Below are 12,929 nucleotides of genomic sequence, written 5' to 3' on the forward strand. Positions count from 1 at the left end.
TGGGGACAGGGCTACCTTGGCAGTTGCGGTGGAATAGTTCCCGATTCATTGCTTAGGTGCCGATTTTAGGAACTATTTCACCGCAACTTATAAAGACAGTATCGGGCTAGGACAAATCATCCTCGTAGGGCATCAGGTCTGCCAGATAGCCTTTCTCCTTGAGTATGGCCTCGATCTCGTCGAGGGTTTGCTCGTCATCTGCCGCAATGCGATGGAAGTGATAGCCACTCGTCACCGTTAATAGCGGAAAGCTCTTGCCACTCTCGATATCGTGTAGGTAGCGCTCGACGTCGCGACGATTGCGGATGTCCAGGTCGGCTGTGATCTTACCGTACACGCGGTGGTTGACGATCACGTTGAGCACGGCGCCGCCCGCGTCGACGATGCTCGTGAGCTCATCGCCCGCCTGCTCCACGCCGTGGCGTACCTTGACCAGACGCGTGGGCACAGCCGGGCTGCTCGCTGCCTCCTGTAGCACATAGCCGCGATTGGTGGCGACAATATCGTGCCCGTCGGCGCGCAGCAGGGCGATGTCCTGCACCACAACCTGACGGCTCACGCCCACCTCGCGGGCAAGCGCACTGCCCGAGACAGGATCTTTGACTTCCTCGAGCACGGCCATGATGGAACGGCGACGCTCGCGGGCGTCCATTATTTACCGTCCAGTAGACGCAGGTGCTTAAGCGAGAGGTCGAGGATCGGCGCAGAGTGCGTCAGAGCGCCCGAGCTAATATAGTCGACACCCAGATCGGCCAGGGCGCGAATGTTGTCGGCGTCTACGTTGCCCGAGCACTCGGTCTTGGCACGACCGGCGATAAGCTCAATCGCAGTAGCCATGTCATCGTGGGTCATGTTGTCGAACATGATGATGTCGGCACCGGCCTCCACGGCCTCGCGTACCATGTCCAGGTTCTCGCACTCAATCTCGACCGTCGTGGTAAACGACGCATGGGCGCGCGCCATCTCAATCGCGCGCGCCACGCCACCGGCGGCGTCGATGTGGTTGTCCTTGAGCATGACAGCCGTCGACAGGTTATAGCGGTGGTTGCTGCCACCGCCGATCTCGACTGCGGCCTTCTCAAAGACGCGCATGCCCGGCGTGGTCTTGCGCGTGTCGACAAGCACGGTCTTGGTGCCCTCGAGCGCAGCCGCCATCCGATGCGTGTAAGTAGCGATGCCGCTCATGCGCTGCAGGTAGTTGAGCGCCACGCGCTCGCCCGAAAGCAGTACGCGCGCATCGCCGCGCACCTGGCCCACGTGGTCGCCGGCGTGCACCTCGTCGCCGTCCGCGACATCTAACAACACAGAGCTCTGCGGATCCAGCAGCTCAAAGGTGCGAGCGAACACATCCAAGCCCGCGATGATGCCATCGGCCTTGGCGATAAGCTCCACCGTGGCGGGACGCGCCGTGGGACACACGCTCGCCGTGCTCACGTCCTCAAAGGTAATGTCCTCGCGCAGAGCCTGCAGAATCAGATCATCGACGACGAGCTTCATGGTAATGGGATTCATGGTCTACTCCTCCACGGCCTGCGTGCCGGCGGCACGGGCCAAATCATCGATTGCAAGGGTATCGGCACTCAGGGCGCGATGGCGTCCATCGAGCACGGGCTCGCCCGCCTGCTCCACGGCTAGCGACTCGCCGGTGCGCATACGCCACGCAGCGCGGCGACCCCAGACTAGGGACTCGAGCAGGCTGTTGGAAGCTAGACGATTCTTGCCGTGAACACCGTTGCAGGCCGTCTCGCCGGCGGCGTAGAGCTCGGGCATCGAGGTGCGGCCGTCCTTGTCGACCCACACGCCGCCCATAAAGTAGTGCTGCGTGGGTGTGACGGGAATGGGCTCGTCCAAGATGTCGCGGCCGTCCTCCAGACAGCGCGCACGAATATTGGCAAAGTGCCCGGTCACCACGTCGCGCTCGACGGGGGCAAAGCTCAGCCACTCGTGCTCGACGCCGTCCCGCTTCATCTGCTCGCGGATGGCGGCAGCGACCACATCGCGCGGCTGGAGCTCATCGGTAAAGCGCTCGCCGGCGGCGTTGAGCAAAATCGCGCCCTCGCCGCGGCAGCTCTCGCTGATCAGGAAGGTGCGGCCCGGTTGCGGCGAGAACAGTCCCGTGGGATGAATCTGCACGTAGTCCAGGTGCTCCATCGTGATGCCGTGCTCCTGCGCGATGTAGCAGGCGTCACCGGTGAGCTGCGGGTAGTTGGTCGAATGGTCGTACACGCCACCGATACCACCCGTTGCCCACAGCGTATGGCGGGCATGGATCTTAAACGGCTTGCCGGCATGTACGCCCTCAGCGGCATTTGCCAGCTCGTCGGCGGGACGAACCGAGTTATCCTCGTCCACGGGAACGGCGACGACGCCGGCGCACACCGTAGCGCCATCGCGCTCGGCGGTCAGGATGTCGGTCATGGCAACGTGTTCGAGAATCTGCACGTTGTCCAGCTTGCGGACAGCCTGGAGCAGCTTGGTCGTAATCTCCTTGCCCGTAATATCGGCATGGAAGGCGATGCGCGGGCGGCTGTGTGCGCCCTCGCGGGTAAAGTCGAGGCTGCCGTCGGCCTTGCGCTCAAAGTCCACGCCCATGGCCAGCAGGTCGTTGATGACCGAACGGCTCGAGCGAATCATGATGTCAACACTCTCGCGGCGGTTCTCGTAATGGCCGGCGTGCATGGTGTCCTCAAAGAAGGCATCGTAGTCAGAACCCTCGGGCAGTACGCAGATGCCGCCCTGCGCGAGCATCGAGTCGCACTCGTCGACAGCGCCCTTGGAGAGCATGATCACGCGCGTGCTCGTCGGCAGATTGAGAGCCGCATACAGGCCTGCCACGCCGCAACCGGCAATGACGACATCGCACTCCATATCGGGGTATTGTTTGGTTTCCACAGGAATCCTCTCCCTTGAATGTGACATAAGGGACCATCCCTCATGCCACATTGTTCTAGCGTGCTGCGTACTCGAGCATGCGGTCGAGCGTGAGCTTGGCCTGATCGGCGGCCTCGTCCGACACGCCAATCTGCACCTCGCCCTCGCCCGTCTCCAGGCAGTGCACGAGCTTTTCGAGCGTGATGAGATCCATGTTGACGCAGGTGGGCTGCACCGCAGGGAAGTAGAACTTCTTGCCGGTGCCCTGGCAGCGGCGCTCGAGTTCGTAGAGCACGCCACGGACCGTCACGATGATGAACTCGCTGGCGTCCGACTCCTCGGCATATTTGATGATGCCGGCAGTAGAGCCGATGTAGTCGGCCTCGGCCAGGACGTCGGCCTTGCACTCGGGGTGCGCCAGCACGAGCGCGTCGGGGTGCGCCTCCTGCGCGTCAACGATCTGCTCGACGGTAATAATGTGATGACGCGGGCAGTAGCCGTTGTTGAGAATGACGTGCTTTTGGGGTACCTGCTCGGCTACGAAGCGGCCCAGGTTTTGATCGGGGATAAACAGGATGTGCTGCTGTGGCAGCTCGGATACGATCTTGACGGCGTTGGAGCTGGTGACGCACACGTCGCTCCAGCTCTTGATCTCGACCGTCGAGTTGACGTAGCAGACCACGGCAAGGTCGTCGCCGTACTCGGCGCGCGCCGCGTCGACCGTCTCGCGCTTGACCATGTGAGCCATGGGGCAGTCCGCGCCCGGCTCGGGCAGCAGCACGGTCTTGGTGGGGTTGAGCAGCTTGGCGCTCTCGCCCATAAACTCCACGCCGCACAGCACGATAGTCTGCTGCGGCAGGCTCTTGGCGAGCTTTGCCAGGTAGAAGCTGTCGCCGACGTAATCGGCAACGGCTTGGACCTCGGGCGCCACATAGTAGTGCGCCAGGATCACCGCGTCACGTTGGGTTTTTAGTTGCTGAATGGCCTCGACGAGCTCTGCGGGCACCAGTGCCGCGCGCTCCGTTGCCGTCGTTGCCGATGCCAGGCCGGCCGCAATGTCGCGTGCAAGCTCCGATGCATCCATGTTCGCGCTCTGTGCCATCAAGGCCCCTCTCTTTTGGCGAATCTTGGGGCTTTAGTATGACACCTGACTTTACAGCTGACAAGACAGCTGTAAAGTCAGGTGTAAAGTTGGAATAAAGATTCAATCATGGGGCGGGTCCATTTTCGAACTGGCAAGCTGAGGATAGTTGAAAATGGACCCGCCCCAAGATTCGAGCAGCCCGTTTTGTCCTGGCCCGAGAGGCAGTGGTCAAAAAAGGCCAAATATGAGTACTGTCACCAAATTAGTAGCAGCGATTTTCCGGTCCAGATCAGCAAAATCGCCTTGTTTGGAGCCCGATCGTGACTCTGACGGACGAAAATCGATGCGCTTTTGGCCGCTGGCACCGATTTTGGAGGCCATTTTGCTGCCACTAAACTGGTAACAGTACTCATATTTGGCCTTTTTTGACCACCGGGCTTCCGGCAGACCCCAAAAGCGGGCCCGAATCGCTCGATCCGGACCCGCTGGGGACTGGCATGCGGTTAAGCGCTGCGCTTCATGGCCCACGCCAGCAACAGAGCTGCTACACCGGCTGCGAGTACGGCACCAGCCATGACATACGTGCTGTCGCCGGACTCAGGCAACGTCTCCTTGCCAGCCTTCTTCTTAGGCTTGGAAGTCGTAGCCGTGGTCGTAGTAGTCGTAGTGGTCTGGCCAGGAGCGGGCTTGGCAGCCTCGGCAACCGTAAAGGTCGTCTCGGCCGTGCCCGTGGTCGAGACCACGCTCAGCTTGTGTTCGCCCACGCCGAGTGTCTTTAGGAAGCTCGCCTTGAGCGTCACGATCGTAGAGCCCTCGGTGAGCACGTAGTTCTCGGCGGCGACCTCCTTGTCGTCGACCAGCACCTTCTGGAAGTACCTGATCGGCGCGCTCGAGCGGAAGGTCAGGTCCTTGGCGGCCTCGACCACCATCGTCTGGCCCTTACCATCGGTGATCTCGGGCGCCAAAATCGCGATCTCCTCGGTCTTGCCCTTCTCGCGGCAGACGGCGCACTCCTGATGCTTCTTGCCCTTGGCCTCGACCGTCGCCGGCTTGTCGACGACCCACTCAAAGGTGTGCTCCGCCTTGTCGATGACCTCACCGCAGCGGCAGACACGCCAGTGATTCTTAGCGTCGTGCGCCCAGCCCGTGCCGTCGGGCTCGTGCTTGAGGACACCCTCGACCGTCACATTCACGTCGCCCTCGACATCCTTGAGCTCATAGGTGCCCTTGTCGGAGAGCTCGATGGCCTTACCGTCGACCTTGACGGCGTAGCCCTTGCCCGCAAAGTACGCGCTGTCGATGCTCATGGTGAGCGTTGCTGTCCCATGCCAATCAAGCTCGGTTGCCGTCGCGGTAAGCGTGTAGCCCTGCTGGTTAGTCGGCAACGCCACGACCAGCTTGCGGCCGGCAGCCACGGTGATCTCGGTAGCAGAGGAGGCATCGTAGTTGGCCTTAGCCTGGTAGCGCACCTCGTACACGCCGGCGGCGAGATCCGTCAGCTCGGTCACGCCCTCGCCCACGGCCTGATACTTGGCGGCATCCTTGGCGCGCCACTCCATCGTCGCGTCGACGCCCACGATCTTACCGTCATGTTTGCCACTCACGGCCTCGGCCTCGGCCTGAACCTTCGGCGCGTCCTGATCGGCGTTCTTGATGGAGAACCCACACGTCAGACCCTCAGTCGGAAGCGCGTAGTTGCCCGCGGCCTTACCCGTCAGCGCTGTGAGGGTCGCCTGATACGAATCGCCAGCCTCGACCTGGGAGCCCACGACGGTCGCGCCAAGGTCATCCTTGCCGTTGACGTTGCCGAGCGTCGCCTCGGGGCAGTGCTCCTCGCCGTCGTAGACAAACTCACTGGTGCCCCACGTCACGGTGAGCAGCCGCTGGTTGATAGTGAACACGCCATCGACGAACGTGATGCTGTAGTTGGGGTTTGCACCCTCGGGCTGCGTCAGCTGCAGAGCATAGCCGCCGTCGCGCACGTTGTCGTTATTTTCGCGCTCGATCTCGAGGCCCTGAAGCGTTTCGCCCGCGACGAGTTTGCCAGAAGTGACATCCCACGTAAACACGGGATCAGCCTCGCCGTAGGTCTTGGAGGCGTCCTGGGCGGTGACCGTAATCGCGCACGGCTTGACCTCGAGCTCAACCTTGCCCTCGGCGGTCGCACCGTCAATCGTCACCTTGTAGGCGACGGTCAGTTTGCCGACGTCCTTAATCTTGGGGGCCTCGGGGGACCAATTCTTGCCGTCGGTGCTGTACTGAGCCGTTGCGCCCTCGGGTAGTCTCGTCGCATCGACCGTGTGATACGCACCGTCGTACTCGTCGGAGTAGCCAACGATGGCGGCAGCCGGGATCTTGACTGCAGGCAACGTATGCCCACAAACCGTACACCACTGATGCTTGGAGCCTTCCTCGGTTGCCGTGGGCACCCTGTCGACAACCCACTCAAAGGCGTGCGCAGTCTCATCGATCTTCTCGCCACAGGTGCACTGATGCCAGTGCGCGTTATTGTCGGAGAGCCACTCGTCGCTCACAGCCTCGTGCTTGCGCACGCCCTCGACGGTGATGGTAGTCTTCTCCTCGACATTGCTGAGAACGTACTTTCCGTCCTCACCCTTCTCGAGAACAACGCCGTTCGCCTTAACGGCAAAGTCGTCGCCCGCAAAGTAGCCATCGGAGATCTTTACCGAGAACTCCACGCTTTCATGCCACTGCAGTCTGTTCGGGCTATGCCAGTCTATCGAGTAAGCATCATTCTCACCAGAAAGGGTGACCCATAAGTACTTACCCTGACCGACATGCACTTCCACGGGCGTGGACGGCATGTAGTTATCGGTCTCGGCATACCAGACCTGGTAGTCGCCGGCGGCAAGGTTCTCAATCTTGCCGTCCTCGGAAACCATAGTCTTGCCATCGACGTCCCCGGCTTGGGTACGGAGCAGGCGATAGGCAACGTGGCCGCGTGCGCCCTCAATCTTGCCGTCGCACTTGCCACGGATAGTCTCGGCGGTGGCCTTCAACCCCTGGGGCTTCTCCTGCTCTGCCTTGTAGATCGTATAGCCCGTCTCCAGGAATTTGTCAGGAAGGACATAGTTCTTGATGACCTCAGGGTCGCCGGCGAGGCCCGTCACCTTCGCCTTATAGCTGCCCGCATCGACAGCCGTTGCGCCCTCGGTCGCATAGGAAACCTTGCCTTCGTCACCCTTGACAACATGGCTGATTACAATCTCGGGGCCCTGAGGCTTGCCGTTATAGGTATAGCTTCCAATCTTCCAGCCAATACCGAGTTGGCGCGGGGTGATCTCGAACGTACCAGTCTGGAGCGTCGGAGCATAGTTTGCCCGCTGGATCTTGTCCCACTTGTCGCCGACCTTGCTCTCCTCAATCGCCAGCGTATAGGTGTCCACGTTCTCGCCGGCCTCGCGGTGAATCTTAAGCCAAGAGAGCGGGTGGCCCTTGAGGATCGTGCCCTCAACAGCCTCGAGCTCAAAGTCCGGATCGTCATAACCGTACACCTTCGAAGTATCCTTGGGCCTCACCGTCACCGGACGGGGATCGACCTTAAGTACGACTTCGCCCTCGCAGATGTCACCAGACGTGAGGGTCGCCTTAAACTCAACGGTCTTGGAGCCGGCATCGCAGATGAACGGAGACTCGTCGCTCCACTTCTTCTCGCCCTTCTCGCGATACTGGATAGATGCGACCGTCTCGGCGTTAACCGTCACGCCATGCTTTTCGCCGTCGTAGATGTCCGAGTAACCGGTGATACCGAAAGCCGGAATCTCGATAGACTCGCGCTCGTAGCCGCACGTCTTGCAGCGCTCGTGCTTGGAACCGGGCTTATCGGCCGTGGCGTCCTGGTCGACGACCCACTCAAAGTCGTGCCGGGCGCGGTCAACGTCCTCTTTGCCACAGGTGCAGGTGTTCCAGTGTTCGGCGTCGTCGTGCTTCCAACCACTACCGTCGGCCTTCTTAGGGCCGTCCTTGACCTCAACCGTCAGGGCCTCGGAGGCGTTATGGTTACGGTCGGCCTTAAGGCGAACGCTGTATTTGCCAGCGGCGAGGCCCTTAACCGACGTCTCGCCTTCGGCAATCCGCTGATAGTCGCTGGCAACCTCGGCTTTCCACTCGTAGGCGTTATCAATCCCGTCGATGCTGCCATCCGCCAAGGCATGCCCGGTCGCGGCCGTCGTCTTGACGTCCTTGGGAGCGGCCTGTTCGGCGGGAGCGATCTTAATCTTAAGCTCGCCCTCCACCGGCACGTAGTCGGGTGCGGTAATACGGTACTTAATTGTCTCGGCACACACGTTGTCATAGACATCGCGCGTGACATTGGTATAGGAGGGGATTCGGTCTTCGTACAGCAAGCCACCATCGACGCTATATTCGATCTGCATGCCCTCGGGGGCGTTGTCGACCGTCACCGACGGCGAGTGAGCCTTACCATCATAGGTGCCGTCAAAGCCCTTGGCCTGAACATTCTCGAACTGCGTGCCGAAGATGCTCCAGTAGAAAAACTTGCCGTATGCAAAGTTTCCCAGGCCCCAAGCCTGGCTCCTATACGCACCGGGATCTTTCTCCGAAACCGATTCGTTCCAAGCGAAACGCTCGAAATCGACGCCCTCTTTAAGCTCGATCCATTCGTCGCCAAGCTTATACGTCACCTTAATTCGAGGCGTTATCTCCTCACCCGTCCACTTATAAGACGGTACGTCGTTGAGCACGTCACCGTTGCTGAACCTGACGTTATCCTTCAGCTTGTCGTAGCCAATGATTTCGACCTTGCAAAGATTCTTGCGGTTGGAGTCCTTCTCTGCAAGCGAGGCGGGGTTGATCTTGAACACGCGCTCGAGCGTAACATCGCTTTGCCCCTCGATGGCAACCGTCGCTACCACGCGATAGGTGCCCGCATCGCACGGCTGCGACCCTTCCATCTCGATGCCCTGGGGATTATTGTCATCCACGCCCCAATAGAACCGCGCGCTCACAATCTTTACCTTGCCCTGGGCTACAGCGTTGTCCTTTTGAGACGGCTTAGTCGTAGCAAGCACGGCGTCGCGCTGTTTGCCGTTGTAGGTAAAGCTCAGGTCGCCGCTCTTGGACGACATCAGCGAAATCGTCTCGCCGTCCCTGGAGTAGACACAGTGTGAGGCCTCATACTGTCCGTTGCACGTAGCCGCGATGCTGTACCCATCCTTGTTGGCGGAATAGGTCCACTCGTGCTCGTGCTTGCGATGGATAACCTTGACCTTGCCATCGGTAACGTCGTATGCAAGGTCGGCATTAGCAAACTTGAGCCTGCTCGCAAGATCCTCCTGCGAAAGATCGCTCGTGCCAAGGTTCACATACTCATAGTAGTAGTACTGCTTATTGGACTCGGGATCGAACTTGGTATCGTCGACAGACAGGACGGCTTCGCCCGTAAAAGACTTATCGACGTGAACCTTGCCGTAGCTACCGACATCGGATGCGTCGATGCCCTTCGCCTTAGTCGTGGTGACCTTCGTGTTGCCGGCGAGTGTCACAGAACCAAGAGCGTAAATCGCGCAGCGCTTCTCGTCCTGACCGCTTATGTCGCGACCGTTGAAATAATCAGAGGGGAACACGTACGAATCATTGATAACCGTATCGTTTATGGTGCACGACGCATCCTTTGCCACCGCAATGGCGCTCGTCATGTGCATCTGATATTGAATATCCCACACCTTGAACATATAAGAGCAGGGTCCATTCCATGACGTATCGCTCGTCGAACGAATGCTGCAGTTATTCAGGGTAACTTTGGCATTTTTGACGCCAATATTGCCCGCATGCACATGGCCGCTCTCGAACTTCATCTCGTCGCATGCAATCATTCCCTGACTGTTGTTTTCGAACGTGCAGCCGCTCAACGTGACCTTGGGGGACTTCGCTCGCCCGACCACGCTCAAGGCGCCGACGCAGTCATCACTATTATTCTTAAACGTGCAGTTGACAAACGTTGCATCCACCGCGACCTGGCTGCCTCTGATAGTCACAGGTGCCGGCGAGGCTTCGTAGATTTCATTATCCTGGTCAACCTTGAATGCGTTGTTCTTGCAGCATTTCCAACCGCTGACATTCACGTTCGTGAAGCTGGCCGTCTCCCCCGCACCCATGGTTCCATAGAGCGTGATTGCCCGAACGGTATCATCGTTATCGGTCCTTGAAACAAGCTTGAGGTTTTTCACGACAAGGTTGAGGCTCTTGCCTGTATTCGGCTTATCGACACCTCCACGCGCTTCGTAATCGTTGCTATCGCTCAAAAACGTTTTTCCATCACAGCGGACCTCGGTCGGGGTGCCCGAATCACCGATGAACTCGACATAACCGCCCTTAAGCACAAAGAGGGGATGCTGCGAATACGTGAGGTCACGTTTGACGGTCAGCGGACCGCCCAGAGACGAGCTGTTGGTGAAATACAGGCGAGTCGGATTCTCCTTGGTACCGCCCTCGACCTCATAGTGATCGATATCGACCGTACCGGCAAACCAGTAGTCTTTGCCGCCAGAAAGCTGGATTACGTCGCTTTCGCCATACGAAAGCTCACTTTTCAAGTGTTTAGGTTTGGTCGCGGTGTACGGATACGCCTCCGCTACCGTAGGCGTGGCAAGCGCCATCGCCGCACCTCCGAGCGCTAACGCTGCGGCCAACGCACAAGCAGCAAGTCTGCACATCCCCATCTTCTTCTCCATCATCGCCCAACTCCCCTTACCCCTATGCTTTCGCGATGATCGCCATCGCTTGGCGCCGGCGGTCGGTTTGATTCCCCGTCCGATCGCCGGCATCGATTGATATGTGTATCCATAGAGTATTGTGAGGTCACCAAAACTGACACCCCGTTGCTCGGCGCGAGTTGCGTACCGTGGGGCGCAAACGGAACGCACCCCCGCGGGTGGCGCGTGCACGATGTGGCAAAATCGAGGTACTAAGGGGGCCCAATATGCTCAAAATCATCGCCTGCGACGACGACGTCGCCTTTCTAGATAACCTGCACCGCATGGTCAACCGCTGGTCTGCCGAGACGGGTACGGCGGTCGATGTTGCGCTCGTTACGCGCGGCGAGGACCTGCTGGCACGCCATGCCGCATCGCGCGCCGACATTATCATGCTCGACATGATCATGCCGCTCGTCAACGGCATGGACACCGCCCGCGAGCTGCGCCAATCCGATACCGCCGTACGCTTGGTGTTTCTGACCTCATCGCCCGAATTCGCGCTTGAGTCCTACGAGGTCCGCGCCTTCGACTACCTGCTCAAACCCGTGACCTACGAGCGCTTGGCGCAACTGCTCGACGAGCTTTCGAGCCTGCGTCCGGCCGCGACCGAAGAGCTCGTCATCAAAACGTCCTTTGGCTACCATGCCCTGCGCCTATCCGATATCGAATATGCCGAGGCTCGCAACAAGCACGTGATCTTCCACCTGCGCGATGGCCGCGATATCGAGGCGCTCGAGCCGTTCCGCAGCATCGAGGACCGACTGGCCCAAAACGCGACCTTCTTTAAGTGCCACCGCAGCTACCAGGTCAATCTGCGCAACATCGACCACTTCAATCGCACGGAAATCGTCATGCGCTCGGGTGCGTGCATACCGCTCGCGCGCAGCTGCAAGCAGGGATTCCAAGACGCCTACTTTGCGGTGCGGTTCGAGGGCGGGAGACGCTGATGCTTTCCTCGGCAGAACTGGTACTTTGGGCAATCCACCATGCGACGACGTTGCTCTTTGGCGTCTTTGCCTCGGCGGCGCTGTGCGGCGTCGAGATCAACGGCCGCCATTCGCTCGAACTGGTGGGGGTCGGCGCCGTAACCGGATGCGCATTCGGCCTCGCCAATGCCGTCGGCGGCGAGCTTTTCGCCCGACAGGCCTATCCACTCGTCGTGCATCTGCCGCTTGTCGTCTACCTGTGCGTACGCTATCGCCTGAGTCCGCTGCTCGCCATCCTGGGCGTTACCAGTGCCTACCTGAGCTGCCAGTTTAGCAACTGGATGGGCATCGCCGCATTCGCCGCCACCGATTCGCAGGTCGCGTACTACGCGGCGCGCATCATCACCACGCTCGGCGTCTTTGCCGTCTTGTTGCATTGGGCAAGCGACATTGGCCCCCGCCTGGCGATCAAAAGCCCCACCGAGCTGGAAATTCTGCTCATCCTGCCGCTCGTCTACTACATCTTCGACTACGCCACCAACGTCTATACCACGCTCTTCCACTCGGGCTCGGTAGTAACCGTTGAGTTTTTGGCGTTCGCCCTCTGCGCGTTCTACCTTATGTTTCTTGCCGTCTACCTTCGCGAATACGAGGCAAAGGAAATCGCCGAGCGCGAGCGCTGGATGCTCGCGACCCGCGACAGCGCGGCCATCAAAGAGCTCGAAGCCTGGCGCCAGTCCGGACGCGAGCTCTCGGTTCTCCGTCACGACATGCGTCACTACCTGCGCGGTCTAGCGGCCCTGATCGAAGAGGGTCACGCCGATGAAGCGCTCGAGCGCATCGACGCGCTCTGCGAGACCAACGACCGCACCGCCGTGCGCCGCTACTGCGCCAACGAAACGGTCAACATTGCGCTCTCGTCGCTTTCCGCGGACATCAACGCGCACGGCATCACCGCCGACCTGCGAGCCGCCGTGCCCGAAACCGTCCACGTGGGCGATGCCGATCTGTTCAGTGTGGTATCGAACGCCCTGGACAATGCCATCGCCGCGGCGAGCGCCGCCCCCGAAGGCAAGCGGTTTGTCGACCTGGACCTTCGCTACGAAGACGGTCAGCTTCTATTGCTGGTTTCCAACACGTTTGGCCGTGCGCCGCACATGGTCGACGGCATGCCCGTGGCTCAGCACACTGGGCACGGCTTTGGCACCAAGAGCATTAAACTTGCCGTCGAGCGCATGAACGGCAACTGCCAGTTCCGCATTAACGGCGACCGGTTTGAGCTGCGCGCCGTGATGTAGAGCTGCCGCCAGC

The 12,929-nt window shown here is 60.0% G+C and carries 7 protein-coding genes; 2 read left to right on the plus strand and 5 right to left on the minus strand.

What is annotated here, in order from left to right; all coding sequences use genetic code 11:
• Window positions 1-106 precede the first annotated feature (106 nt).
• The 5 genes from DW112_RS06140 to DW112_RS06160 all read right to left on the minus strand — a co-directional run bounded on the left by DW112_RS06140 (window position 107) and on the right by DW112_RS06160 (window position 10,671).
• A complete protein-coding gene (locus DW112_RS06140) occupies window positions 107-652 on the minus strand; it encodes a transcription repressor NadR (RefSeq protein WP_118328567.1) in 546 nt (181 codons plus the stop codon).
• Window positions 652-1,512: a carboxylating nicotinate-nucleotide diphosphorylase gene (gene nadC / locus DW112_RS06145; RefSeq protein WP_118328568.1), complete on the minus strand. Its 861-nt coding sequence runs from the start codon at window positions 1,510-1,512 to the stop codon at window positions 652-654. Before nadC ends, DW112_RS06140 begins: the two co-directional genes overlap by 1 nt.
• 3 nt (window positions 1,513-1,515) lie before the next feature.
• A complete protein-coding gene (locus DW112_RS06150) occupies window positions 1,516-2,919 on the minus strand; it encodes an L-aspartate oxidase (RefSeq protein WP_118328569.1) in 1,404 nt (467 codons plus the stop codon).
• 28 nt (window positions 2,920-2,947) lie between these two features.
• Entirely contained in the window at window positions 2,948-3,973 is a 1,026-nt protein-coding gene (gene nadA, locus DW112_RS06155; protein ID WP_118328570.1) for a quinolinate synthase NadA, read from the minus strand.
• A 485-nt stretch (window positions 3,974-4,458) separates the two neighbouring features.
• Complete coding sequence (locus tag DW112_RS06160; protein ID WP_147351832.1) at window positions 4,459-10,671, minus strand: MBG domain-containing protein; 6,213 nt, start codon at window positions 10,669-10,671, stop codon at window positions 4,459-4,461.
• Between the two features lie 245 nt (window positions 10,672-10,916).
• Here DW112_RS06160 and DW112_RS06165 point away from each other — a divergent pair, with 245 nt between their 5' ends.
• Complete coding sequence (locus DW112_RS06165) at window positions 10,917-11,639, plus strand: LytTR family DNA-binding domain-containing protein (RefSeq protein WP_118328572.1); 723 nt, start codon at window positions 10,917-10,919, stop codon at window positions 11,637-11,639.
• A complete protein-coding gene (locus DW112_RS06170) occupies window positions 11,639-12,916 on the plus strand; it encodes a sensor histidine kinase (RefSeq protein ID WP_118328573.1) in 1,278 nt (425 codons plus the stop codon). Before DW112_RS06165 ends, DW112_RS06170 begins: the two co-directional genes overlap by 1 nt.
• Window positions 12,917-12,929 lie beyond the last annotated feature (13 nt).

It is taken from the genome of Collinsella sp. AM09-41 (genome assembly GCF_003473245.1).
In the GTDB taxonomy this organism is placed as follows: domain Bacteria; phylum Actinomycetota; class Coriobacteriia; order Coriobacteriales; family Coriobacteriaceae; genus Collinsella.

Bases quoted from the DNA above. Each gene is read 5' to 3' on its own strand.
- nadA (WP_118328570.1), bottom strand. From the start codon at position 3,973: ATGGCACAGAGCGCGAACATGGATGCATCGGAGCTTGCACGCGACATT.
- DW112_RS06165 (WP_118328572.1), top strand. From the start codon at position 10,917: ATGCTCAAAATCATCGCCTGCGACGACGACGTCGCCTTTCTAGATAAC.
- nadC (WP_118328568.1), bottom strand. From the start codon at position 1,512: ATGAATCCCATTACCATGAAGCTCGTCGTCGATGATCTGATTCTGCAG.
- DW112_RS06150 (WP_118328569.1), bottom strand. From the start codon at position 2,919: ATGTCACATTCAAGGGAGAGGATTCCTGTGGAAACCAAACAATACCCC.
- DW112_RS06170 (WP_118328573.1), top strand. From the start codon at position 11,639: ATGCTTTCCTCGGCAGAACTGGTACTTTGGGCAATCCACCATGCGACG.
- DW112_RS06140 (WP_118328567.1), bottom strand. From the start codon at position 652: ATGGACGCCCGCGAGCGTCGCCGTTCCATCATGGCCGTGCTCGAGGAA.
- DW112_RS06160 (WP_147351832.1), bottom strand. From the start codon at position 10,671: ATGATGGAGAAGAAGATGGGGATGTGCAGACTTGCTGCTTGTGCGTTG.